General features: G+C 38.1%; 22 protein-coding genes. 6 read left to right on the forward strand and 16 right to left on the reverse strand.

The window, feature by feature from the left end; all coding sequences use genetic code 11:
- Positions 1 to 832: 832 nt before the first annotated feature.
- Positions 833 to 1708, forward strand: a complete 876-nt coding sequence (locus BLS16_RS10130; RefSeq protein WP_092332895.1) for a hypothetical protein — start codon at positions 833 to 835, stop codon at positions 1706 to 1708.
- A gap of 1292 nt (positions 1709 to 3000) precedes the next feature.
- Here BLS16_RS10130 and BLS16_RS10135 read toward each other — a convergent pair.
- From BLS16_RS10135 to BLS16_RS10150, 3 genes are all read right to left on the reverse strand, one after another.
- Complete coding sequence (locus BLS16_RS10135; RefSeq protein WP_092332897.1) at positions 3001 to 3606, reverse strand: hypothetical protein; 606 nt, start codon at positions 3604 to 3606, stop codon at positions 3001 to 3003.
- Between the two features lie 45 nt (positions 3607 to 3651).
- Positions 3652 to 4146 (reverse strand): hypothetical protein, encoded by a 495-nt coding sequence (locus tag BLS16_RS10140; protein ID WP_176786127.1) that lies wholly within the window; start codon positions 4144 to 4146, stop codon positions 3652 to 3654.
- 459 nt (positions 4147 to 4605) lie between these two features.
- Positions 4606 to 5487, reverse strand: coding sequence for a VOC family protein (locus tag BLS16_RS10150; protein WP_092332901.1), 882 nt, complete (start codon positions 5485 to 5487; stop codon positions 4606 to 4608).
- Positions 5488 to 5636: 149 nt separating this feature from the next.
- Here BLS16_RS10150 and BLS16_RS10155 point away from each other — a divergent pair, with 149 nt between their 5' ends.
- Both BLS16_RS10155 and BLS16_RS10160 read left to right on the forward strand, forming a co-directional pair.
- A complete protein-coding gene (locus tag BLS16_RS10155) occupies positions 5637 to 6098 on the forward strand; it encodes a hypothetical protein (protein WP_242876253.1) in 462 nt (153 codons plus the stop codon).
- A gap of 50 nt (positions 6099 to 6148) precedes the next feature.
- Positions 6149 to 7318 (forward strand): iron-containing alcohol dehydrogenase, encoded by a 1170-nt coding sequence (locus tag BLS16_RS10160; RefSeq protein ID WP_092332905.1) that lies wholly within the window; start codon positions 6149 to 6151, stop codon positions 7316 to 7318.
- 108 nt (positions 7319 to 7426) lie between these two features.
- Here BLS16_RS10160 and BLS16_RS10165 read toward each other — a convergent pair whose 3' ends face one another.
- The 6 genes from BLS16_RS10165 to BLS16_RS10190 form a co-directional block, all read right to left on the reverse strand.
- Positions 7427 to 7900, reverse strand: coding sequence for a potassium channel family protein (locus BLS16_RS10165; RefSeq protein WP_092332907.1), 474 nt, complete (start codon positions 7898 to 7900; stop codon positions 7427 to 7429).
- Between the two features lie 160 nt (positions 7901 to 8060).
- Entirely contained in the window at positions 8061 to 9140 is a 1080-nt protein-coding gene (locus BLS16_RS10170; RefSeq protein ID WP_092332909.1) for a sensor histidine kinase, read from the reverse strand.
- Positions 9137 to 9811 (reverse strand): response regulator transcription factor, encoded by a 675-nt coding sequence (locus tag BLS16_RS10175; RefSeq protein ID WP_092332911.1) that lies wholly within the window; start codon positions 9809 to 9811, stop codon positions 9137 to 9139. The genes BLS16_RS10170 and BLS16_RS10175 overlap by 4 nt, the downstream gene beginning before the upstream one ends.
- A 73-nt stretch (positions 9812 to 9884) precedes the next feature.
- A complete protein-coding gene (locus BLS16_RS10180; protein ID WP_092332913.1) occupies positions 9885 to 11057 on the reverse strand; it encodes an ABC transporter permease in 1173 nt (390 codons plus the stop codon).
- Positions 11058 to 11741 (reverse strand): ABC transporter ATP-binding protein, encoded by a 684-nt coding sequence (locus tag BLS16_RS10185; RefSeq protein ID WP_092332915.1) that lies wholly within the window; start codon positions 11739 to 11741, stop codon positions 11058 to 11060. It abuts the gene before it with no gap.
- The gene (locus tag BLS16_RS10190; protein WP_092332917.1) at positions 11741 to 12619 is read right to left on the reverse strand and encodes an efflux RND transporter periplasmic adaptor subunit; all 879 of its coding nucleotides are present in this window, start codon (positions 12617 to 12619) and stop codon (positions 11741 to 11743) included. The genes BLS16_RS10185 and BLS16_RS10190 overlap by 1 nt, the downstream gene beginning before the upstream one ends.
- Before the next feature lie 871 nt (positions 12620 to 13490).
- Between BLS16_RS10190 and BLS16_RS10195 the strand changes: the two genes are divergently transcribed.
- Positions 13491 to 15545, forward strand: coding sequence for a heterodisulfide reductase-related iron-sulfur binding cluster (locus tag BLS16_RS10195; RefSeq protein ID WP_092332919.1), 2055 nt, complete (start codon positions 13491 to 13493; stop codon positions 15543 to 15545).
- 53 nt (positions 15546 to 15598) lie between these two features.
- On the forward strand, positions 15599 to 16009 hold the full coding sequence (locus BLS16_RS10200; protein WP_092332921.1) for a hypothetical protein: 411 nt from the start codon (positions 15599 to 15601) through the stop codon (positions 16007 to 16009).
- A gap of 80 nt (positions 16010 to 16089) precedes the next feature.
- On the opposite strand, the gene BLS16_RS10205 is transcribed toward BLS16_RS10200, so the two are convergent.
- The 3 genes from BLS16_RS10205 to BLS16_RS10220 form a co-directional block, all read right to left on the reverse strand.
- Positions 16090 to 16665 carry an NADPH-dependent FMN reductase gene (locus BLS16_RS10205; RefSeq protein ID WP_092332923.1) on the reverse strand — a complete coding sequence of 192 codons (576 nt, stop codon included), beginning with the start codon at positions 16663 to 16665 and terminating at the stop codon, positions 16090 to 16092.
- A 598-nt stretch (positions 16666 to 17263) separates the two neighbouring features.
- Positions 17264 to 18280, reverse strand: coding sequence for a D-alanyl-D-alanine carboxypeptidase family protein (locus BLS16_RS10215; protein ID WP_092332927.1), 1017 nt, complete (start codon positions 18278 to 18280; stop codon positions 17264 to 17266).
- Positions 18281 to 18405: 125 nt separating this feature from the next.
- Positions 18406 to 19212, reverse strand: coding sequence for a M23 family metallopeptidase (locus tag BLS16_RS10220; protein ID WP_092332929.1), 807 nt, complete (start codon positions 19210 to 19212; stop codon positions 18406 to 18408).
- Between the two features lie 113 nt (positions 19213 to 19325).
- On the opposite strand from BLS16_RS10220, the gene lexA reads away from it, so the two are divergent.
- Complete coding sequence (gene lexA, locus BLS16_RS10225; RefSeq protein WP_092332931.1) at positions 19326 to 19940, forward strand: transcriptional repressor LexA; 615 nt, start codon at positions 19326 to 19328, stop codon at positions 19938 to 19940.
- Between the two features lie 188 nt (positions 19941 to 20128).
- Here lexA and BLS16_RS10230 read toward each other — a convergent pair whose 3' ends face one another.
- From BLS16_RS10230 to hflX, 4 genes are all read right to left on the reverse strand, one after another.
- Positions 20129 to 21235, reverse strand: coding sequence for a D-alanine--D-alanine ligase family protein (locus BLS16_RS10230; RefSeq protein WP_092332933.1), 1107 nt, complete (start codon positions 21233 to 21235; stop codon positions 20129 to 20131).
- Positions 21236 to 21341: 106 nt separating this feature from the next.
- Complete coding sequence (gene lepB, locus BLS16_RS10235; RefSeq protein WP_014903294.1) at positions 21342 to 21887, reverse strand: signal peptidase I; 546 nt, start codon at positions 21885 to 21887, stop codon at positions 21342 to 21344.
- A gap of 63 nt (positions 21888 to 21950) precedes the next feature.
- On the reverse strand, positions 21951 to 23216 hold the full coding sequence (locus BLS16_RS10240) for a methionine gamma-lyase family protein (protein ID WP_092332935.1): 1266 nt from the start codon (positions 23214 to 23216) through the stop codon (positions 21951 to 21953).
- 30 nt (positions 23217 to 23246) lie between these two features.
- Positions 23247 to 24854, reverse strand: a complete 1608-nt coding sequence (gene hflX / locus BLS16_RS10245) for a GTPase HflX (RefSeq protein WP_092333102.1) — start codon at positions 24852 to 24854, stop codon at positions 23247 to 23249.
- Positions 24855 to 24903 lie beyond the last annotated feature (49 nt).

Consider the following 24903-nt stretch of genomic DNA (forward strand, 5'->3'; position numbering starts at 1 on the left):
AAAGGTGTTTTTCCTGTCAATAAACTAAAATATTTTGTTCTAAGCTAGATAGATACAGGGTTAGAGGTAACTTTCGCTATGCGAAAGTTGAGTAATATTATTAATGGGATTAGGGACGTTTTGATGCATACAGAAAATGAGCTTAATAAGACAACTGCGACAAAATACTTAGTTGTGACAAGAGAAGATATAAATAACAGTGAGCTTGCTTCTGAAAGATTCATTAATCACTTGGATAAATTCAAGGTAACATTCTCACCATAAACTGGTACGAGGGGGCTTTACGAATCTTAATTATAGAACCCAAGGAGTAAAATAAAGGTAAATAATACATGATGGCGAAATGATTTAGATGTGTCATAAAGGTTTTTTATACGTACTAGTTCGTATAAAGTCTATTACGAGTACAATTAACGAGTTAGTTAAATACCTGTTATCGGAAAGATGAGGCAAGGCCGCCGAGTCCTGTGGCGGATTAATTTGAAAGATTGCAAACTTTATTTTATATATTTAGATAGAGGATAATACTGATGAGATTTCAACCGCTAAGACCATGGATCAATGGGTTTAATAGTGTAACCCCAGAAATATTCTATGGCCAGAAAGATCCAGATCTATCAAAAGAAGCATTTATTGCATTAGATGTATGCGTCGCGCTTTTGAAATAGATGATCGTGGTTAGAACGTTGGGATACGTCGGCAATACTTGAGTCCTTCTCAGAAATAATGGGCAGAGGACTCGTCATCCCAAATCATTTGTTAAGGTGGTGCGTTGAGTCTGGGTTATTCTTAGAAATATATAATATAGTCCAGAAAGAGAATTGAGGATAGTATGAAAAAAATTCCTAATGATGATGAGATTTACCAAACGTTTTTATCATTTCTGAATTTTTCATTTGATTTGATAAATAAGATTGATTCAACTAATGATTATCTGAAATTTGCAGTTGTTAATATTCAAATTTCATTAGAATTATTTTTGAAGTATTATTTTATGAAAAAGGGGCAAAAGGATCTAATTATTGTAAAAAAGAATGGTCAAGAAAAAGAGTTTAAGGATTTCTCAGATATATTAAACTTGTTTTTTACTCAAAACAGGTGGTCATATGGAAGCAAGAAAGAATTAAGAAAAATTCTAGATGCGAGGAATTATATTGTACACAGTGGGTTAAAAGCAGGTTGGAATTATGAATTAGCAAAGTATTTGATAAAATGCATTTTATTTATGCAAGGAACTATGCAATCAAGTTTTGATAGTAATTCAATCAAAATTCAATTACAAGAATTCCATATTTCTAAAAATAAAATATGGAAGGAAGGTGTTGAGGAATTCGTAAAACTAAAAGGTTATTATGCTCTTACATGCCCTGAATGTGATACAAGATCTTTTGTGTCATGTGAAAATTTCCGTTTTATTGATTTTTTTGATGAAGATCTCAAACATTGTTTATGTTGTTTTACATATATAGATTCTGATATGGCAAAATTTATTGATTGTTATAATTGTGGTGAAGCAAGTTATATGATTGAACCTTTAAATAAACAAGATAATGATTTTTATGTTGGGATTTGCTTGGAATGTAATACGAATACTTGGGTTAAAAAATGTAATCATTGTGGAAAGTTTTATCATCCTAGCGTAGTTAGTGGATATTCTTACAAAGGTAAATCTTATTGTTGTAAGAAATGTGCAAGTTGGCATTTTTAATTTAAATCGATTACTAATAGATGAAAATAGGGGAGTTCTGCTGGGGTGACGCCGTCCTGGTGTCTCTGGCTTCGAATGGCCTCATCCTTCCGATAATAAAGACATTTACGATACGATAAAGTCCCCAAGTCCGAAGTGGGAGGGGGTTTAACATCCTTATTTATAGGCCCCCAACCACTTTATTGCTGACTGATCAGTGTCCCATTATCTATATACCGGTTAGGCTAATAATTGGAAGTGCTAGTACACCTAGGTTTAAAGAATATTGGTAGGATAGGACTAAACCGCTGGAGCGGTGGTTTAGTCTATATAATATGTGTAGACCTAAGTTCATGCATTTCTTATACATTTGCTTTACTGTGGGGAAGAGGGGAGTCACTACATGAATTAACATTATTAATTTTATAGTTAGGTAATGGGAGTAACAAAGATTGTTTATGAAGATAGGCATTTAACGATAATTATAAAAATAGGGGAAGGGTATAAATATTAGCTGAGAAATGAATATAAAGAGGTGTAATATCATACCTTGATAAGTATTGAGAAGGATTGGAATATCCAAAACTAGCAGAGATTTGATATTAATAACCAAAAGAAAAAAGTTAGGAAGAAAAGCATTATAACAACTCTTCACTAAATAGATATTTAACGCATAGTTGAGATAGCAATAGCAGCGGTTCCAAGTAAAAAGGTTAAATCGTTTCCTTATAGATGGAATTTCAATCGGCATAAACCGTTTATAACAAAATCGTTGAGGTTTTAGCAATGGCTCAGCCATCAATAAGTAATTTGTATCCTAACGCACATACGAACCCGTGTCACCATAGATTTCGTTAATTTAGATGATACATACTGGCCAAGATCCTTAAAGCATTCTAAAGGAATCTGAAACTGTTTCTCATGAATATAGTTCTGGAGGTTAACCTTGGTTCCGATATATAGTGATTCTTAGCGAATGGATAGTGTTACTGATAAACGAAATAATCCCGATTTATTTACTGTCTGCAATAATCCGAAGAACAGGAAACTCTAGACAAAACATAACCCAATCGATTGATCTGGTTAAATATCACTCAATGGTATTATATGGATACCCCCTTGCGGTAACTTATACTCTACTTTACATAATATCTATTATAGGACCCAAAATAAAATTTCTATAACCTTATAATAATCGCGTTTGACTGATGACGAAAAACCACAAAGAACTTTAAAACAATGATTTAGTTTATAACTCTTTCACAATTCTTTTGACACAAGACCTTTAAACCATTCTAGCCTTATTACATCGATCACCTTACTGTAACATCCACAAAAGAAGCTTCATCAAATACACTTCCATACCTTTGCAAATCATTCAAATCGCTCTGTAGTACATCATTATTGTCATAAAGCTCAACAACTTCAACATCCGCTAAAGATTGTGAAGTAATAATATAGCCTTTTTCCACTTTTTCGGAATAAACCTCACCATTTTTAAATCTCACTAAGATGTTTTGTATATCAACTGGTTTCTTTTTGTCAGGTTCAATCAACCAAGTTGAATCGTTGAAGTTCCCGAATATGATTTTGCAACCATCATATTCAATAACATTGACAGTAAAACACATGCTTAGTGGCGTCTGTCCTTGTGCTTTCTTAATAATTTTCTTGTTTTCATCCAGGAAAAACAAATTCGTATATGATTGCCCCTGTCCATCGTTTTTTTCGGTTAAAACTAAAGTGCCACCCTTAAAAACCTTTTGGGCAAAAATATGAGTCTTACCTTTATTAGATGGTTCATACTTTTTATAATACGACTCCACGATCTGTCCGAGGCTACCTCGGTTATTAACTGTATCACCCTTTGAGTCAATCTGTTGCCCCACTCCGGTATTTGAGCAACCAGACACCATCATTGCAAGGACAAGCGTATCTCATTTTTTTCACGGGCACACCTCCAATTATATATAGATTATTTGACTTTCCTGGGACATAGCTCTATCCCCTGTTGCTATGACATACCCTACTTTGGCATTTGGAAAACTGCAAAACTTTACTCTTACGCTGTCTAAGGTTTTGCTGATTTGTGATGTCTTCCAAGTGGTTCCCTTATCCTCTGAATAGGTAGCCGTCAGAGGGATTCCCTTTGTACCACCATAGACAAAGGCAGTTTTTTCTGAAGTTATTACATAGCTTTTTTCCTGCAGTTTATTGAAATAAGGTCTTCCGTCTCCAACCGCTGCCAAGGTCTCTACCGAAACGGGTACTGTTTCCCATGAAATTCCTCCATTATAGCTCACATAGCAAACTTTATTTTCGATCTTGTAAGTATTTAGATCATAGTGCGAAGATAAAGATATATAATTACGCAGCCAGCCGCTGCAATTAGCTTTAATGGTTTGCTTTTCTTCTCTATCAATGCCTCGATGAACAGTACCCCTGCCATTATAATCCATATTTTCTCAATTAGAAACAAACCTAATAATGTTGCTATAGTAAATTTAAATATCGGAATTACCACCAAAAACAAGGATATGATAGCAACTGTAATTAAGGAGATGAGTCTTGTTTTAAGCGAATATTGTTTATAATATGAAAGAACAATGAAACTTATAATGATAAATAAGACGATCCATTGTAAAATCATTCGAAATTCCTCCCAGTTAAGATGCATCATTAAAATCATCCAAATAATTCACCGAAGAAAAACCAGCAGCCAGGGGGAAAAACTTCTCCCTGACTAACTGGTTTTCTCATTTCTTTTTCGAAAGACCTTTTGTTCGGGAGTGAACCTTGCCTACAAAATAAGAGAACAACCAATTTCTAAAAGAAGGATAAGTGATCTTTCGAAATAGCAGGTACTTGTCGATTTATTGGTCACATCAAGTCCTTAGGCACTGAGTACAATTGCATAATTATTTCTCGTATGCCTCAATTAATTCACTAATCTCAAACTTTTTCATTTTAAGAAAAGCCTCTGTAACCTGAGCTAGTTTTTTTACATCCTTATTCTGCATCATCTCATCCATAATAGAGGGTACAATCTGCCAAGAAAAACCGTATTTATCCTTTAGCCAACCGCATTGCTCTGCTTCAGGAACGGCTGACAGCTTATCCCAATAACAGTCTATTTCAGCTTGGGTTTCGCATTTAACAACTAATGAAATAGCCTCATTAAATGTAAAGTTATGGTCATAAGCGCTGTCCATGGCAGAAAATAATTGGTTATTCAGAGTGAAGTCGACATGCTGAATCATGTTCGGTTTATTTGGAGCTCCGTCCTCACCGTATCTAAGGATATCACCCACACTTGAGTGCTCAAATATTGTTGTGTAAAATCTGATAGCATCTTCGGCATTGCCGCACTGATCTCCGACAAACATTAGCGTTGGGGTGATTTTTTGCTTAATCTCCATATCACCCATCTGCATTATCTGCCAAGATAGACCGTATTTGTCAATTACCCATCCATACTTTTGGCTAAAGGGATATTTATCTAAGGGCATTAGAGCAGCGCCCTTTTCAATAAGTTTTCCCCATAACCCCTCCACTTCCTCGCTAGAACTACAAGCGATGAGAAATGAAACAGCCGGTGTAAATTTGAATAATGGACCGGCTGACAACAGGATAAATTCCTGTCCTGCAAGCTCAATAGTGATCATATCCACCGAGCCAGAGGGTGTGTTGTTTAATATGGTTTTGTCTTTTAGACTGGATCCTTCAAATAGTGATAGATAAAATTTTGATGCCTCATCGGCTTCTTTATCAAACCATAAGTGCGGGATAATCTTTTGCATATTAGGTCTCCCCTCAAATTAAATTTTTTTAAATTATCGTCGATCAATGATAAATATTATTCCTTGAAAAGGCAAATCTTATATGTATCAAATTTGAACACCCTAAAGGAGATAGTATGCCTAAATACTTCGCTTATCCAATATTCACCATGGTATTTGCCTTAATTTTAGTCGCTACTGTTCCAAAAAGAGAGACTAGGCGTCTTGCAATTTACGGAATCATTTTTGGAGGAATGATGGACTCGCTGGTTCACTTATTTGGCTATATCACTGGCTTGTTCTCTTGGATAAATTATGGCCCTTTTGGTTTTCTAGGCGTGCATATATTCCCTGGTATATCATGGTCAATATTTTTTATCTTATATTATTATTTTTTACCTCAACAGAAACCTTTAAATTACGTATTCGCTGGTGCAGCAATCTTTTTTGCTACTTTATATTATAATTTGCTATCTGAATTAGATATCCTATATTCTACCAGTAAATTATGGTTGCCTCTGGCTGGGTTTGCTTTTTGGTTTTCAACGGCAACCTGGGGTTTTTATAAATTAAATTCTTTTATGGAACATCACTCTTTTAGCAGGAATCAAGAGGATAAGACGAAGGAATAAATTCAAATTATTATTGCTTGATATAAGCAACGATTATGGAGGTAACTTAGTTGGAGAACACTCACAATTTCATTTTACCAAAGACGAATTTAATAGGTGTTGGGGCTATCAAAGACCTTCCCAACGAGTTATTAGCCTGGAAGCTAAGCAAAGCCCTGATTGTTACTGATAAAAACATGATAAGTCTCGGATATGTGGAGAATGTAGAAAAGATCTTAAAGAACCTATTCATTTCATATGATATATTTGATGGAATACTGCACCCCAATCCTACAGTTTCCTTCGTAGAAGATGGCTTATCTTATTTTAAGAAAGGTCTTAATGTTTTACGCAACTATAAATTGATTATTTCCATCGGCGGCGGGACCAATCATGACTGTGCTAAAGCAATAGCAATAGTAGCTACCAACGGCGGTTCAATCATTGATTATGAGGGGTATAACAAAGTGACTAAACCACCCCTACCGCAAATTTCGATCAATACAACCGCAGGGTCGGGAGCTGAATTATCTATGTTTGCCATAATCGTGGATAATTCTAGGAAGGTAAAAATGACCATCGCTTCGCCATTTTTAACCCCCTATATTACAGTCAATGATCCTATATTTATGACAACAATGCCTAAAGAAGTTACCGCCAGCTCAGGTTTTGATGTTGTTTCCCATGCTATAGAAGCTTATGTGTCTACTGAAGCCTCTCCTTTAACCGATTCTTTTGCTCTTGATGCAATACGAATAGCATTTGAGTATCTGCCGAGAGCCTACGAGAATGGCAATGACTTAGAAGCTAAGGAAAAAATGATGTATGCCAATATGATGGCTGCTATGGCCTTTAATAATGCGGGATTAGGTTATGTACATTCAATGGCTCATCAATTGGGCGGATTTTATGGTCAAACCCATGGCTGTTACAACGGGATCTTGGTGCCTTATGTATTTGAGTTTAATTCCGTGTCCATACCTAAACAAAGAATTATGAAATTATGTGAAGCCATGGGGACTAGTACCCAGGACACTTCACAAGCTATCGACATAATTATTGATTCAATTAGAAGATTGACTGCCAAAATCGAAATTCCCGGTAAATTGCGTGAGATGGGACTCAAAGAGAAGGATATTGAAACTCTCTCTCAGAACGCTATGAAAGATATAACTGCTTTTACAAATCCTAGAAAAGGGTCTGTTGAAGATTTTATAAGCCTATTTATATCCGCTTTTTAATCGAAGATCCATACTTAACAACGAAAGCGACTTGTTGGTCGCTTTTATTGTTAAGTATGGATTTTGTTTAGAAATAATCGTTAACACTACTTGGTTAGTTTACCTATATCATTTATCAGCCTCGATAAACCTTATTACAAATGCAGCCATTATGATTGTGCTTAGTATATAGCCCAAAATCATTTCGCTTGCAACAAACATTTTAGCCGTGTTGGTTATTGGATATATATCACCATAACCTGTGGTTGTAAAAGTAGTAATACTAAAATATACACTATCTATTGCCGATAGAATCATTCCGTCTTTAAATGCATGAGAAAGATCTCTGGATAGTTTATAGTAAAAATTAGCATACCCTAAAATTAAGATGATACTTAATAAGATGATTTTGGGGAAAAGTAATTTCTTGTGCTCCTTATGAATTATCTTATTAGTTAAGAAGGCTAAACTTAGAAAAAAATAGGCAACAACAATAATTACAAAATATGTAGGCAATAAATTGTAATAGAAATCTATTAGGATAATACCGAGTAAAATCAGACTTAAATAAAGAAATCTGTTAAGAATTTTATGGGATCTCAATTAAATACCTCCACTCTCTCCAATCCTGAAACTAAATCCATATTACAACTTACGGATATTTCCTTAACCCCTATGGATTCACATCCACATATATTATTATTTAATTCCACATCTTCCTAAAAATCTCCTCCCTGACCAAAAACAATTTTTCTTTTCAAACCTAACCATCCCCATTGATAAATGGTAATTCCACTGTGAATGTTGTCCCTTTCCCTATCTCACTTGTAAAATATAGTTTACCTTTCGATAAATCCACGATCTTCTTTGCTATCGCAAGTCCCAAGCCATTGCCATCTTTAGAGCGTGATTTGTCAGCTTTATAGAAACGATCAAAAATACGTTCCTTATCTTCCTCAGGTATACCTCTCCCATTATCAGCAATATCTACTCTAATGCTTTCTTCGCTTCCATAAAGATTTACTCTAAGCAAACCATTCTGATTGGAAAACTTAATGGCATTTTGAATTAGGTTAATCCATACCTGCTGAAGTAGATGTTCATCACCCAAATAAGTTGTCTTTTCGAGGTCAATATCTAAACTAATATTTTTCTCCGTCCAATCCGACTCAAGGATTAAAATACAAGACCTCAATTGTTCATCAAGGGAAAAAATAGTTGCTTGTTCTCGGATACTTTTACTATCTAACTCTGAAAGCTTCAATAAATTAGTGGACAGCAATGACAGCCTCTCACTCTCATTCACAATAATCTCACTGTACTCTTGTAATTGATCTTCGGATAGTTGACCATTTCTGATTAACTTAGCAAATCCTCTGATAGAAGTAATAGGCGTTTTAAATTCATGTGAAACATTTGAAACAAAATCTTTATGAATATGATCAATGCTCATAAGTTCTTTAGCCATTAAATTGAAATCTGAGGCTAACTGCCCAATTTCATCCTCACTCTTGACCATTACTTGAGTATCGAAATTGCCTTTGGCCACCTGTTTAGAGGCCTCAGAAATTAGCTTTATTGGTTTTATGATTTTTCTCACAGTCAGCAGAATGATAATCGTTCCAATTACTGCGCTAAGTTGAAATGCTACTCCAGTTGCCATCCTTATCCTTTGAAATTCATTGTAAAATTCTTGTCGGTCAACGGTCAGCTCTGCAAAAACGCTATTTTTCATAATTAACATTATAACGCCAAAAGTTAGGGAATTTAAAAACCACCAAATACCTAAAAAGATTAGAGTAAATTTAGTATAGATTGAGTTAAATAATAATCGTTTTTTCATTGATACTTTTCCACCTTATATCCTAGCCCTCTAATCGTAATTATTTTAAATCCCTTATATTTGTCAAATTTCTCGCGTAGCCTTTTAATATGAACATCAACCGTTCGTTCGTCTGTGTCGCTATCGAATCCCCAGATTTCATCCATTAGTTCTTGTCTTGTAAAAATCCTTTTTGGATAATTAAGCAGTTTAAACAATAAGTAAAACTCTTTTTGAGGAAGTAGGATTGCTTCACTTTTTGTTGTAACTGTTAAGGTCTCATAATCGAGGGTAATGTCCCCCACAACAATTTTATGCTCATTAGAAATCTTAGCTCGACGAAGCAAAGCAGAGACTCGCAGGAGCATTTCATCAAAATCAATAGGTTTAACCATATAATCGTCGGTTCCCACCGCAAAGCCTTTTTTCTTATCTTGAATAGTTTCCTTAGCCGTTATCATTAGAATTGGCAGATTGAATTTTAATCCCCGTAATTCTTTAGTTAGGCTATACCCGTCCATGTTAGGCATCATAATATCTAAGATTATGAGATCAATATGTTCTTTATCTAATACGTCTAAAGCCTCTAACCCGTCTGTAGCTGCAAAGACATTATATCCATCACGAAGTAAATACATCTGCATTAGCTTGCGAATACTCTCGTTGTCGTCGACAATTAGTATATTTACCATTATTCTAACCTCCCTAGCCCCCAAAACTATGTTTTAGGGGCTTAATTCTTAGGGACAGAAACCATCACATCAATTATAAACTTCGCAGTGCGTCAATAGGATTAAGTTGACTTGCTTTTCTTGCAGGCATGTATCCAAACACAATACCGACTAATCCGGAAAATCCGACCGCCAGTAGAATAGTAGCAATAGAAAGCGAAAATCCGATCCCAATTAAAGCTGCTGCAGTATAAGCTATTAAGCCACCTAGAACCAAGCCAATGAGACCACCGACTAGAGAGAGGAATATTGACTCAATAACGAATTGCAGCTGAATTCTTTTGGGTGTCGCACCTAAGGCCTTCCGCAAACCTATTTCCATCGTTCGCTCAGTAATAGACACGAGCATCATATTCATGATTCCAATACCACCCACTACAAGGGATATTGCAGCAATTCCTGCCAGAAGAAGTGACATCATGGACATCATTGATTCAAAGGATTCGATCATATCCCCCATATTGAAAATTGTATAGGCGTTATCTTTGTAGTTAAAAGCCGGATTAAGCACCCCTTTAAGATCAGTTACAGTATCATCAGCTAATGCAGTATCTTCCAAGAATACATCTAGACTCGATATATCCTTGACTCCCAAGCTTCGCATTGCCGTTGTATAGGGGATTATGACAGACTCATTATTCGATCCCATACTAAATCCACTTGAGGGATTTAATGTGCCAATTACAGTATAACTAGTACCGTTTATGACAAGGTCTTTCCCAATAGGATCGACGCCATAATAAAGTTCCTTGATGATATCACTGCCAATAATTACAACCTGATTTTTACTGTTTAAGTCGAGAATATTTATTGGCCTCCCAGTCTTAAGCAGGCTGGTATCCATGTTGAAATACACATCGTTTTTACCCTGTACTGTCACATTCTCCATGAGCTTTCCCTCATAGATAATGCCGGTCTTTCCAGAAATTGTAGGGGATACACCCTTAATATTCTCCTCCTCTGAAATGTTCAGCATATCCTCTTGATTAAGCCCTTGTTTAAGAGGAGTACCCATAACATTCACAGTGATTTTATTGGCACCCAGCTCTGTGACTTGATCGCTGATACTATTTGTTGCACCCTGGACTATGGTGATTAAAGCAATAATCGATGCTACTCCTATTACAATACCCAGCATTGTCAAAAATGAGCGCAGTTTATTTCTAACAATATTTTCATAGGACATTTTTATACTCTCAAGCAGCATCTACTGAACCTCCTGTTCCGACAAATGTCCATCGAGAATGTTGACAACTCTCTTGGCGTGACGTGCAATCCCGATGTCGTGGGTTATCATAATTATTGTTCTTCCGTCATGATTCAGTTCCTCAAAAAGCTCCATAACTTGTGCACCTGTTTTTTGATCTAAAGCACCTGTTGGTTCATCGGCCAGCAAAATTGTGGGCTCAGTTACCAAAGCCCGAGCAATGGCAACACGTTGTTGTTGCCCTCCAGATAGCTGAGTTGGTAAGTTTTTTGTCTTATCAACTAACCCTACTCGATCGAGCATGTTCAGCGAACGTTCCTTTCTTTCCGCTGAGGAGACACCAGCGTAAATCAACGGTAACTCCACATTTTGAAGAGCACTTAAGCGTGGCAGGAGCTGAAAGCTTTGAAATACAAAGCCAATTTCCTTATTTCTAATAAAGGCAAGTTCAGTTTCATCCAGGTCTTCAATATCATTGCCAGAGAGTAAATATTTTCCTGATGTTGGCATATCTAGGCAACCAATAATGTTCATCATTGTGGATTTCCCCGATCCTGACGGACCCAGTAAGGATAGAAATTCACCGGAATTTACTGTTAAGTTTACCTTACTCAACACTTCTAGCTCTTCTTCCCCCATATAGTAGCTCTTAGAGATATTTTGCATGTTCAGAACTTCCGCCATTAATCATCACCACCTGTATTATTCATCCCACCTGAAGGAAAATTCGTTCCTTCCTTAGCTGCAGTCTTGGTGTAGTAAACGGTTTCTCCACTTTCAAGGCCACTTTTTACTTCTACGACAATCCCATCATTTATGCCGGTAGTAATTTCGGCTCTAGTCTCTGTACCACTCTCATCTTTTTTAAGAACATAGGGTTTGTTATTCTCGTCGAATTGAACCGCTGTTATAGGCAATGTGACAATTCCGCTAGCTTGATTGCTTATAATCTTTACTTCTGCAGACATTCCGATTCTTACACTTTCATCGTCCGCAAGATCGATTATAGCGGTAAAGAAAGATACTCCATTAATAATCTGCCCCTCTTTAGAGATTGAGCTGATATTGCCCTTTATTTCTTTGTTTATTGCACCTAATTTAACAGTTGCTTCCTTGCCTTTCTCAATCGCAGCAAGGTCATACTCATCGACTTTCACTTTGATTTGAAGATTATCATAATCCACAACTTCTAATAGTTTTGTACCTGCCATTACTTGTGCCTTTTCTTCTATATTGATATTTACAATTTCTCCTTGAATTTTTGACTTAATCTCTTCACCTGCCGTAGTTTTAATTAAGACTGTCCCTTCTTTAACAAGGTCTCCCTCTTTCACTTTGATTTCCGAAATTTGCATCATCTTTTCAGAAGTCACAGTTTGACGATCTGTAGTTTCAACATTGCCAGTGAAGGAGTAATAGGTGGTTAGGTCGCTTGTCTGAGCAACAACGCTTTCATACGGAAGTTGCGTAGGTTCCTTAAGAAAGGTTATGCCACCTACAGTTACCGCTACCGCAATCAATCCCAGGATAATCCATTTAACTCTAGACTTTTGTTTTTTCATTTTCTATAACCTCCAATTTTTTGGCTCCATGAACCACATCTTAAGCTGGTTATATGAATTCAATATGAACTTCAGTTTTGATTAGTTCTAACTTTAAATTTTGCACTGATAATTCCAAAAATATGTAATGGAATATAAATCAAATAAACCCTCAACATGGCATTTCTGCCGATATTGAGGGTTTACTACAAATATTCATTTTGCAGCTAGTTAAAGTCAGTTCCCTTATTGCTATTGTCAGGTTGAATTCCGCTGAATCTAATTAAGGATTAAATTAGTTGTAAGTTGGTAGCTTTACTAGATGGTTAAACACATAGTAGCATAAGTGTTATAATGAATATCCATTCATTATAACACTTTAGTTTTAAATAATTAATATATTTTGAATCAATTTGCTATAAAGAGATTATATTACAAAATGCAATATATTGTAACAGATTCCATAGGATGTCTAACGATATATTGAACTACCCCTCAAATTATTGGTATTTATTTACTAATATTAAATATTACTATCTAAATTAGGTTTTTGGCGGGTAACATCCATATATTATCTTAATATCAGAGATGTTGACATAATGCAACATTAAATGTTAGTCTTTGTCTATAAGAAAAGTGGAGAGTATTATTAATAATCTTAAAAAACGAGCTAATAGCTCGGGATTTTTTTGCACAATCAAGTTAAATTATTCACTAATATTGTATTATTTACAGAAAATTTAAAATTCAATTTAGGAGGATTGCTTATGGCAAAATTATTACCATCTAACACTAGGTTTTTATTTTTTTGGGCTTCTAAAACGTCCTAAAATTATCTAGTGATTCAAAATTATCTGTAAATTGTTATAAAAATTTTTTGGGAGGGGTTTAAATGCGTTTAGGATGGCTAATAGTTTTCGCTCTAATGACTGTCTTGGCAATTCTGTCCTTTAGTAAAGCTCTTAAGAAAAAAATCGGAATTTTGAGCTTAGGTGCCAAAGATGAAAGATTCGACAACCCTAATCAACGTTTTATGAACTTTGTTAAGTTAGTACTAGGTCAAAGTAAATTAATTAATGAACCATATGGAGTTGTTCACTTTATCATCTTCTGGGGTTTTATCTTTATTTGTTTAGGTGAACTGCCTTTAATATTTGAAGGACTCTTCCCTGCTTATTCTTTCCCTATCTTGGGAACAAACCGCTATTTTTATATGATTAAAGATCTTATGACTGCCTTAGTAATCGTCGGCTTATGTTTCGGTCTAATTAGAAGATGGGTAATTAAACCTGCTCATTTATCTCGAACACCCGAAGCAGCAATTATTGTAAGCCTGATCTTTGGCGTTATTGTCACAGAATGGATAGGAAGTGGAGCAAAAGTCGCTCTCGATCCTAGCAGTAGCGTATACTCACTGGCAATTATGTATCAAAGTTTTGCCACTCTCTTTAGTGGATTAAGCACACATACTCTCGAAGTAATTGAAAGTGCTTTTTGGTGGATCCATATGCTGATTGTATTTGGTTTCCTGGTTTACATTCCAAACTCGAAGCATATGCACCTTTTAGCTGTACACCCTAACACCTATTTCTCTTCCTTAAAACCTATTGGTGGTCAAATTGAAAAAATAGACTTAGAAGATGAAGAGTTAACCGAATTAGGGGTTAACCGGATTGAAAGCTTTACTTGGAAGCAACTATTAGATAGCTTTGCTTGCGGAGAATGTGGAAGGTGCATGAATAACTGTCCAGCCAACATTTCCGGCAAACCCTTGAACCCTAAGCGTTTAATCAGCCGCCAATTAAAAGACCATCTTTTAGAAAAAGGTGCCGTCCTGAATGCTAAAGGCTTAACTTCCACCAGCGATGAAAATGCGGACGCATTAGCAGAAATTGCCGAAAATGATCCTCAAGCAGCTGAAATTCTCCAAAAATCCTTAATTGGGGATATCGTTTCCGAAGAAGAGATTTGGGCATGTACGACTTGTATGTCTTGCCAAGTACAATGTCCGGTTGCCAACGAGCATGTGAATAAGATCATTAATATGCGTCAATCTCTGGTTATGATGGATAGTAATTTCCCACAAGAGTTACAAACATCCTTCCGTAACGTCGAAAATAATGCAAACCCTTGGGGTATCGGCTATACCGAACGTGCAAATTGGGCTTCTGATTTAGATGTCAAATTAATTAGTGAACAAGAAAATGTAGACTACCTCTTCTGGGTTGGCTGTGCTGGTTCTTTTGATAGTCGTGCCCAAAAAGTAACCGTTGCTGTCTCGAAGATTCTTAAAGCTGCGGGTATTAATTTCGCAATCTTAGGAACAGAAGAAAAATGTTGCGGTGACTTTGTTCGCCGATCAGGAAACGAATATCTATTCCAGACTGCAGCAATAGAGAACGTAGAAATCTTAAATAATTACAATGTGAAAAAAATCATTACAACTTGCCCCCACTGCCTAAACACTTTGAAGAATGAGTATCCTGATTTCGGCGGTAATTATGAAGTAATCCATCATACACAATTTATCGATCAATTAATCAAGGATGGTAAATTAGTTCTCAATTCAAAAGCTGAATTTGAACCGCAAAGAATTGTCTATCACGATTCTTGTTATCTTGGTCGTTATCAGCAAGAATTTAATTCACCTCGTGCCCTTTTCAATATGGTTCCTGGTGTTGAACTGGTAGAAATGGATCGTCATCACAATAAGAGCTTCTGCTGCGGTGCCGGTGGCGGTCGGATGTGGTTAGAAGAACAAAATGATCAAAGGGTTAATAATCTCAGAGTTGAGCAGGCGCTTGATAAAAATGCGGAAGTTATCGGTGCGAATTGCCCCTTCTGTATTACAATGATGGAAGATGGCATTAAAGACAAAGTTGACACCGAAAAACAAACTGTTAAAGTCCTAGATCCTGCAGAGCTCATTGCTAAGATGATAAGCTAGCTTCAAAGATATACACTTTAGCAGGCTAAGTTTCAATCCAAGGAGGCAATTCAATGGCAGAGTGTGAAGAGTTATTGAATAGATTTACTTCAGCAGGTCAAGATCGCAGCGTCAGAGAACTACGGAGTCATGAACTTGAAGAGTATAAATCAATATATAATGACCTAGTGGCGCAGTACAATGATACCAATGGAGAAATCCCCGTTGATATGGATATTCAAGTAATTAACAAAATCTATACTCAGAATGACATGAATACAACTCCATTGGGATTGGTTAACGTAAGCTTGGAGTACTTGGCCAGAATCCTGACCTTTGCTAAAGCTCAGGGAATTCAATGGCAGCTTGAGTGTAGAAAGTGTACAGATACTCACTTCAAGAAATTATCTCATTTTGAGGTAAAAGTCGATTGTGACAGAGACGTTTTTGTGACGATGGCTGTCGAGGCAGGATTTCGGTTTTGATCTAACAAAATTATTGACTAAAGGTATCCCACTAGGGATGCCTTTTTTTCTTATTACAAACCTTCTAAACTGCTTCAGCCCTAAAATCCTTCGGCTTTAGAAGAACTTAGTTCTTGTGTTTTAGCAACCAATTTGCGCATAAGATTAGAAATGGATTTTCTTGCGATATCATCAATTAGCTTTCCATCTTGATCAAATTTTTTGCTGGCGTTAGTGATTAATACTTTGCGGCTATTGATGGTTTGGAGTTCAAGTTTGCCGCAAACTCTACGAAGATGATGTTGTACATAGCCCCCACCAAGCACTTCCAGAGACGCACTTATCATCGCCAGGGGTTTCCCTCGTAATGGTAAATCACTCCCTCGTGAAGCCCAATCTAACGCATTCTTTAACACTGGGGGTATGGAATAATTGTACTCAGGTGTAGATATGATGAATGCATCTGCTTTCACCAGTTTCTCTTTCAAATCAATAACAGCTTGAGGTAATCCTTTGGCTTCTACATCCTCGTTAAAAATAGGGATCGGCGATAGATCTACGATTTCCATAAATGCGCCTTCCGGAAGTAAGTCTGCCGCCGCTCGCAGAGCTGCTGTGTTGTATGAATTGTTTCTTAAACTTCCAGAAATACCAATGATCCTAATTGCTTTTGTCATTAAAGCACCCCCTATTAATCTTAGCCTTTGTTTAAATGCGAGAATTAAATGGTGGGAATTATATTTCTGTTTAATATATTCCAAATATTCTACACTTTATAGGCAATTCCTGCTTGGAGTAGTATAAATATTTTGATAATATAAAATAGTATAAAATAATAACAAAATTATAGGTCAGACCGTACTAACGATCTGACCTTAGATATTTCCATATTTAAAAATGACTTCTTTTTGGCGGCACATAAATTTTATATTGCAATATCTATATGAATTATCTTGTTAGTCTTATTTAACTATAAGACTAAAGTAACTGGAAAATCACTGGTTTTTTATTCTAAATACTTTTTTCTTACCATCAAGCTTGCCTCTGCTAGTCTTTACTTCTGAATTTAATAAAATATCATCTATCTCAATCTCAGCGAAATCTCCCTCTAGAGAATTAATGCATTGGCAGCAATTATCACATTGTTTAAGCGGATCAAGATCACAAAGATTGCATTCACCACATTGGGTACAACTTCGATCTTGTAAAACACATGGATCTCCCATAGTATTCAAACTACTACTCCCCCCTATTATCTTGCAAATTGTGGACTTCCTAAAATATTCCCGGACTTAAGATTAAGGAGTTCAGTTCTTTCGTTAATCCTTTTAAGGCTGCAGCAGTACGCTGCTCACTCCAAGCTTCATCGAGCAAGAGAATAGTATCTCTGTAGCGTTGCTTACTTCCTAATAAAACAACTAAGTAGTCCCCGTCGGATCTTGTTACATAAGAAACCAGACATTGCCCCGCCTCTGTTGTTGTTCCTGTTTTTAGTCCTTGGTTTCCGGGATAAATCCCAAGGAGACGATTAGTATTCTGCAAATCAGCTTCTCGTAATTTCCCTTGTCCATCCGTCCACTGAACATGGGCATTTGTCAGTTTGACAAACTTCATCAGTTCTTTATTTTCAATAAATCGAACTGCAACTTTACTTAGGTCATTAGCTGTTGTGTATTGATCAGGATCTGGCAACCCATGAGGGGTTGTAAAGTGAGTATTTTGACACCCTAAAGTTGCAGCGTACTCATTGATTTCTTGAGCAAAAGCAGGGATCGAGCCGCTAACTTTTACTGCCAGAGCTGCAGCCGCATCATTGGAACTGTTAACATATAAGGCGGTTAAAAGATTATGTACGGATATTTCATCTCCCGGCTGGAGTCCCAGATGTGAGCCTTCTACATTCACTTCTGTCCCAACTCGGACAATATCTGATTCTTTTAAGGATTTTAAAGCCACAAGCCCTGTAATAAGCTTTAGTGTGCTGGCCGGAGCACGCTGTATATCGGCATTATGGGATTTGATTACCTTACCGGTTAAGGGGTCAATAAGTACATAACTTTCGTCTTCTGTTGATAGATCTTGAGAGGAAGATCCAGTCTTTGATGGTTCAGAAGATTGAACTTTTGCATCGGTCATCAATCCTGCAGTCTGTAAATTGGCAATGGCTGGACTAAAATAACTTAATCCCATCAACAAAAAAACACTGAGCAGCATGCTAAAGATTATTAGAGTGGCTCTTCTGGTTTTTCTTTTAGTTCTAGAATTAGAAACTCGATAATCTAATTTTTTCACAATAATCCCTCTTTTAAGCTAAGGCCTACCAGTCAGGTCTTATGATATTATAACATTCCTTATCACAGCAAACATCGCTATTATAACCAATTTAGTCCAAGCTGGCAAGTTTTGTTTGCAATACCCTAACTAGGATTCTTGGTATCCTCCCATAATTGCCATACCTTTAACAATGGATAAGGATTAATCCATTGTTCATTGGGAAGTTCTATACCAAAATGAAGGTGGTCCGGAGTTGTCAGGGCATCACCGGTGTGACCCATTCCGCCAATGAAATCCCCGGCTGCAATTCTTGCCCCTTTCACAAGATCCGGAGAAATATATTGCAGATGGGCGTAGTAATAATAATTCCCATCATCTCCACGTACACCAACTCGCTCACCACCTAATCTGTTCCACCCCAGTTGTTCGATTTTTCCACTACATACACTAACTATACTTGTCCCTTCTTTTCCAAAAAGATCCGTTCCCTCATGTCTGCGAATCCCTCCTTCTCGATCTGCTCCAAAACTATCCTCATACCAAGTAGTTCCATTAATGGGGAAGGTGTATTTATAAGGTTTATAATATGAATACTTGGCTAAAATTTCACGATGTCTTTTAAGCACCTTAAGCTTATCTGAGGAAAGCTTGCCCCAATTAAGATTTGCGAAGGAAACATCGGTTTGTAGTTGAGTAATAAGTGCTTGAGCTTCTATTTCAGGAATCGTTGAACGTATAGCTATGAGATCCTCAAAAGGGATTGTCGGGGTTCTGGAATTATCCTGTACACATTGTTTTACAAGGTCGGGAGTTATTGTTGATAAATAGGGATATACATCAGAATCAATTTTTGCTGGCCGATGCAGTACCTGCCAGACAAGGAATGAAGAAAGTATCAAAATAATTAACTGGATTACTGAAATCAAACTTTTTTTTGAGCTTACTCTCATAAAATCCCCTACTCTCTTAATTATCCAAGAATTCTTAGTTATTTACGAACATTTGTTTGCACTTTTAGCGAATGAATGGTACAATATTCCTGACTAGATGGGGGTGTTTTTTTATGTACCCGGATTTATCGCCAAGACAAACGAAGATTTTGGAATTTATTAAACAGGAAATCCGTAAGAAGGGTTATCCACCTGCCGTAAGAGAAATCGGCGAAGCTGTAGGGTTGTTATCTAGCTCTACTGTTCATGGGCATCTCCAGACATTGGAGGACAAAGGATACATTCGACGTGATCCCACTAAACCACGTGCAATCGAAATTTTGGATAGTTCCAGTGAGGCCCTTGAAATGAAAAAAGTAGTCCAAGTACCTATTGTCGGCCACGTCACAGCCGGTCAGCCTATCACGGCAATTGAAAACATTGAAGGGTCCTTTCCCTTATCAGCGGATTTTGTACGCCATGACAATGTTTTTATGCTTCGCGTCAAGGGCGAAAGTATGATAGGAGCAGGAATATTAGATGGGGATTACATTATCGTTCGACAACAAAGCGAAGCACGTAATGGTGAAATTGTTGTAGCCCTAATTGGTGATGAAGCGACTGTAAAACGTTTCTTTAAGGAAAGAACTCTGATCCGACTTCAACCTGAAAACCCATCCATGGAACCGATCTACTCCCAGGATGTTTCAATCCTCGGTAAGGTCGTCGGCGTTTTTCGTACTATGTAATTACTTAACATTCCTAATATCAAAGATATGCATAAGATGTATAAGATAACATCAATTTCTATTCAACTTTAACCAGAAGAAGTACAAGAGTAAAAAAGCGTTCTCTCTTCACTGTCCTTGACAGTGAAGGAGAACGCTTTTTGCTTGCTGTGCCAGTAGAATTCTGGGAACTAAGTTTCACAGGTATATTAGTCATTCTGGGATATTTTACAGTTTTGTTTATCCTGAAAACGTTCCATACCCAAGATAATTAAGCGATCGATCAATTCAGAGTAGGGAATGCCTGTAGCTTCCCACAGTTTAGGGTACATGGAGATTTCAGTAAAACCCGGTAGAGTATTTATCTCATTAAGAAATATTTCATTTTCATCATTCACAAAGAAGTCAACCCGACTTAAGCCGCTAGCTTCAACTGCTTGGAAGGCTTGAACGGCCATAAGTTGCAATTTCTGGACGAGGTCGTCTTCCAGCGCTGCCGGAATTAGAAGACTTGAGCCAATGTTGGAGTACTTTGCTTCATACGTATAGAACTCCTGGGCCGGTAGTACTTCCCCTGGAATAGAGGCGATAGGGCTATCGTTCCCTAAGACTGAAACTTCTATTTCATGCCCGGTAATGGACTCTTCGATAACAATTTTACGGTCAAAAATGGCTGCTGTCTTTAAAGACTCTTGAAGTTCTGTGCGATCATGAGCCTTGGAGATCCCTACACTCGACCCCAGATTGGCTGGTTTAACAAAGCAAGGATACCCTAGCTGAGCTTCAATCATATTCAAATAAGTCTCAGGTTCCCTCAGAAACTCTGATCGCAGCAGAGTTACATATCGTGCCGAAGGAAGATTTCTCTCGATGAACACAGCTTTCATTCGATCTTTATCCATCCCGAGAGAAGATCCCAGAACTCCGGATCCTACATAAGGAACATTAGCCATCTCCAGTAATCCTTGAAGTGTACCGTCCTCCCCATAGGTTCCATGAAGAACCGGGAAAACCAAATCAAACTTCCCATCGTTGGGCAGAGATTGACCATTGATGGCCAAGAAATGTGGTTGAGTAGGATCGATGACTAAAGTTACCTGTAACCCCTCTGAAGTTGTCGGGAAGCCTGTTTTCAAAATTTGATCCGGTATAACCCCCCAAAACCACTGCCCTTGTTTGTTAATTCCAATCGTTTCTACATTATAGCGACTTCTGTCTATCGCTTTGTAGATCGACCATGCAGAGTTTAAGGAAACCTCATGTTCCCCTGAACGCCCACCGAACAGCAGCACCACAGTTAGTTTGTGATCATTCATTATACCCCATCCTCCCTAAATATGTAGTTTACTTTCCCAACAAGACTGTCCTCAGTTAAAAGACCAACTATAAGAGTATATGCGATAAAAAGAAAAAAGCTCCTACCTAACGGTCAAGAGCTCCAATTTGATCTAGAGGCCAATATCGAAATAGAGTTCTTCCGGTAATATTCTCTACGGGTAAAAATCCCCATTCTCTTGAATCAGCACTGTTGTTGCGATTATCTCCCATGACAAATACGGAATCGTTGGGAACAACGATTGGACCGAAATCACTGTTGGCATTATCTACCACATAGGGTTCCTCAAGTCGTTGATCGTTTACATAAGTTTTTTTACTGCGTATTTCAACCTTATCCCCTGCTAATCCAACAACTCGTTTAATATAGTCATCCGTAGCATGAGCACTCGGTGGTGGATGAAAAACAATAATATCTCCATGATTAATATGATCAAACCTCTTAAAGAAGAACTTGTCCACAATGACCCTATCTTCAAGTTGAATTGTAGGGAGCATTGAACCCGTAGGGATTTTTCGCGCTTCAATCACATAGGTGCGCAATACCCAGGAAAGCGCGAAAGCAATTAGGACAATTTCAACAAGCTCAATTAAGAATCGAAAAGAACTTTTTGGAGTCTCCGAACTTTCCATAAGTCACCTCTTTCTACTCTTCATATTAACATAAATTCATGGATGTTTAAAACCACAATTCAGCTAGCTCAGAAGTCCTTGTCGCCAAAGATTCAGAGCAGCCAAGATATTGCCCATCTGTACATAAGTGTAGGATATTCCTCCTTGCTGATAGACAACATAAGGCTCTCGCAGGGGTCCATCTGCTGAGAATTCACTGGTAGAACCTTGGATGAAAGTCCCTCCTGCCATGATGACTTGATCTTCATATCCCGGCATGCCCGAAGGAATAGGCAAGACATGAGAATCTATAGGCGAACCTTTCTGTAACCCTTGACAGAAGGCTATCATCTTTTCCCGGGAACCTAATTTTACAGCTTGAATAAGATCTGTTCGATAGCTTTCCGGTTCAGGATGTACCTCAAAGCCTAAAGCCTGCCAAAAGGCAGCAGAGAAAACGGATCCCTTTATGGACTCGGAAACCGTTAAAGGGCTAAAGAATAAGCCTTGATAAAACAAACGTTGCCATTCCAGGGTAGCTCCCATATGCTCTCCAACTCCCGGGGCTGTTAAGCGTTGTGCGCTAAGCTCAACCAAATCAGCACGTCCGGCAACATATCCGCCGGTGGGGGCTAAACTCCCGCCTAGATTTTTTATCAGTGATCCGGCCATCAAATCTACACCAATATCCCCAGGTTCTTTATCTTCCACCAGTTCACCATAACAGTTATCTACAAAAATAATTAACTGGGGATACTGGGTTCTTACGAATTCGACCAGTTCTTCCAGTTGAGCTATCAGCAAGGCGTCACGCCACGCATACCCGCGAGATCGTTGTACCATCAACATTCGGGTTTTAGGTGAAATTTTTTCTTTGATTAGTGGATATTGAAGTTTTCCTTGAGCGTCTAAGGGAATTGTGTCATGAAGAACTCCAAAGTCCATCAGGCTTCCTTGCCCTTTTCCTCTGAGGCCGATTACCTCCTCCAGAGTATCATAAGGATTCCCACTTACTGAAATAACATGGTCTCCGGGCCGCAGAACCCCAAATAAAGCTGAAGCAATAGCATGAGTACCTGAAACAAATTGTCCACGGACAAGAGCTGCTTCTGCACCTAAGATACGGGCAACGATGCGATCAAGCACTTCGCGCCCCGAGTCACCCAGCCCATAGCCTGTTGTGCCCTGCAAATGGTAGGATGCAACTCGTTCTTCTTGAAAAGCATGTAAAACTTTTTCGTGATTCTTTCGGGCAATTTCTTCTAGTCTAGGTAACTGAGCTTTGAGAGATTCATCTGCTTTTGCCACAGCCTTATTTATTATTTCTGGCCATTCAGGGTTTGAATACAAGCCATTTCCTCCTAACATGGCTCATTAACTTTAATTCAATAATGAGCTGAGAACTTTCCAAACTGGTTTCAGGGAATCCCCTCGTTTGAGGGAAATCTTAACGGGATAAGGCAGGTAGGACGTTAACTGACTCAAATCTTCCTCGCCAACTTGGTCAATTTTATTTAATAGAGTAATCATTGGCTTATCGGCACTTTCCAGCTGACTAAGAACCTCATGAACTGTTTCGGCGTGGTGTACAGCTTGAGGATGGCTTGCATCAACAATGTGAATCAAAACATCTGCTTGTTTAACTTCCTCAAGGGTCGCCATAAAGGCACGCAGAAGTTGAGTTGGCAGTTTTCGGATAAACCCAACCGTATCACTTAAGAGGATCTCTAAAGATGAGTCAATTCTAATGCTTCGTACAATAGGATCGAGGGTAGCGAATAGTTTATTCTCTCCAACCGGCAGATCAGATCGACTTCCGGCTTGTTCCATGGCTTTGGTCATAAAGGTGGTTTTACCTGCATTGGTATATCCGACTAAAGCAATGAGCGGCAGACCGCTTCGGGTTCTTTGCCGGCGTAATACATCACGCTGCTGTAGGACTAATTTTAGTTCTTTTTCCAATTGGTTAATGCGATCTCGCATCCGCCTTCGGTCTAACTCTAACTTGGTTTCCCCCGGCCCCCGGGAGCCGACTCCGGCACCTAAACGGGAGAGAGCTAACCCCTGCCCCGTCAAATGTGGCAGAAGATGTTTAAGCTGAGCCAATTCAACTTGCAATTTACCTTCACGGGACTGGGCCCTCTGGGCAAAGATATCTAAGATTAAGCCGGTTCGATCCAGCACTTTTAATCCTGTTTCAGCCTCTAAGGTTCTTAACTGGGTAGGAGAAAGTTCATCATCACAAATCAAGACATTAGCATCCGTTTCCTGTAACCGATGGATTAGCTCTTCCAGCTTGCCACTTCCAAAATAGCTGCGTGTCTGACCGTAACGTCGAAGCTGAACAAGTTGCCCTACTACATCAACTCCCGCGGTGCGGGCCAGTTCTCGCAGTTCAAGCAAATCCTCGTTGGTTTCCGACTCACTGTCTTCGAGGGCGATCAAAAAAGCCCGTTCCTTGCCTGTTTGCCTGGATTCATTCTTAGTCTTCCCTTTACTCTTGGATAGGCCAGAAAGACCGGCATAATAATCAAACTCCGTCCAATTATGAGGAGTCAAGTTAACAATATAGGGTGATTGCTCCTCCGTACGAAATGCAATCTCAATACCTGTCAGACTTCCTTGGGAAACTCCAATTGAAGCCATGCTTTCCAGCCCTAAGGATTCTAAGGCGCTGTAGTCCAAGGAACTTAGCTTATGATTACCATTTGGATGGGTGTGGATGCAGCGCAGATGTTTTCCAAGGGATCGTCCTTTTACCGGCGGAAGCGTAACTGTAGCATGACGCCCTACAGCAGAAGCCAGCAGGTTACCATTACGGGCAAGATAGACAGCTATCTCACGGTTCCAGAGTTGAGTCAGACGAACTAACTCTTTAAGGATTTCAGGATGGATAAGCTCAGAGCGTTCTGTCTTAATTTCAGATAAGTTTTTAAGTTCTTGTATCTGACTTGCCCGAATCCCGGACAAGTCTCCCGAAATGTCCATCATCACTAATACCTCGTATTCATAGACTAAAAATGTTTCTTAATAATCA

The sequence above is a fragment of the Desulfosporosinus hippei DSM 8344 genome, assembly GCF_900100785.1.
GTDB classification, from domain to species: Bacteria; Bacillota; Desulfitobacteriia; order Desulfitobacteriales; family Desulfitobacteriaceae; genus Desulfosporosinus; species Desulfosporosinus hippei.

Excerpts from the sequence above, each read along its gene's own strand:
- lepB (WP_014903294.1), bottom strand. The coding sequence starts at position 21,887 with ATGGAAAGTTCGGAGACTCCAAAAAGTTCTTTTCGATTCTTAATTGAG.
- BLS16_RS10155 (WP_242876253.1), top strand. The coding sequence starts at position 5,637 with ATGGTATTTGCCTTAATTTTAGTCGCTACTGTTCCAAAAAGAGAGACT.
- BLS16_RS10175 (WP_092332911.1), bottom strand. The coding sequence starts at position 9,811 with ATGGTAAATATACTAATTGTCGACGACAACGAGAGTATTCGCAAGCTA.
- lexA (WP_092332931.1), top strand. The coding sequence starts at position 19,326 with ATGTACCCGGATTTATCGCCAAGACAAACGAAGATTTTGGAATTTATT.
- BLS16_RS10195 (WP_092332919.1), top strand. The coding sequence starts at position 13,491 with ATGCGTTTAGGATGGCTAATAGTTTTCGCTCTAATGACTGTCTTGGCA.
- BLS16_RS10135 (WP_092332897.1), bottom strand. The coding sequence starts at position 3,606 with ATGATGGTGTCTGGTTGCTCAAATACCGGAGTGGGGCAACAGATTGAC.
- BLS16_RS10200 (WP_092332921.1), top strand. The coding sequence starts at position 15,599 with ATGGCAGAGTGTGAAGAGTTATTGAATAGATTTACTTCAGCAGGTCAA.
- BLS16_RS10170 (WP_092332909.1), bottom strand. The coding sequence starts at position 9,140 with ATGAAAAAACGATTATTATTTAACTCAATCTATACTAAATTTACTCTA.
- BLS16_RS10180 (WP_092332913.1), bottom strand. The coding sequence starts at position 11,057 with ATGCTGCTTGAGAGTATAAAAATGTCCTATGAAAATATTGTTAGAAAT.
- BLS16_RS10130 (WP_092332895.1), top strand. The coding sequence starts at position 833 with ATGAAAAAAATTCCTAATGATGATGAGATTTACCAAACGTTTTTATCA.
- BLS16_RS10205 (WP_092332923.1), bottom strand. The coding sequence starts at position 16,665 with ATGACAAAAGCAATTAGGATCATTGGTATTTCTGGAAGTTTAAGAAAC.
- BLS16_RS10150 (WP_092332901.1), bottom strand. The coding sequence starts at position 5,487 with ATGCAAAAGATTATCCCGCACTTATGGTTTGATAAAGAAGCCGATGAG.
- BLS16_RS10230 (WP_092332933.1), bottom strand. The coding sequence starts at position 21,235 with ATGAATGATCACAAACTAACTGTGGTGCTGCTGTTCGGTGGGCGTTCA.
- BLS16_RS10185 (WP_092332915.1), bottom strand. The coding sequence starts at position 11,741 with ATGGCGGAAGTTCTGAACATGCAAAATATCTCTAAGAGCTACTATATG.
- BLS16_RS10190 (WP_092332917.1), bottom strand. The coding sequence starts at position 12,619 with ATGAAAAAACAAAAGTCTAGAGTTAAATGGATTATCCTGGGATTGATT.
- hflX (WP_092333102.1), bottom strand. The coding sequence starts at position 24,854 with ATGGACATTTCGGGAGACTTGTCCGGGATTCGGGCAAGTCAGATACAA.
- BLS16_RS10220 (WP_092332929.1), bottom strand. The coding sequence starts at position 19,212 with ATGAGAGTAAGCTCAAAAAAAAGTTTGATTTCAGTAATCCAGTTAATT.
- BLS16_RS10140 (WP_176786127.1), bottom strand. The coding sequence starts at position 4,146 with ATGGATTATAATGGCAGGGGTACTGTTCATCGAGGCATTGATAGAGAA.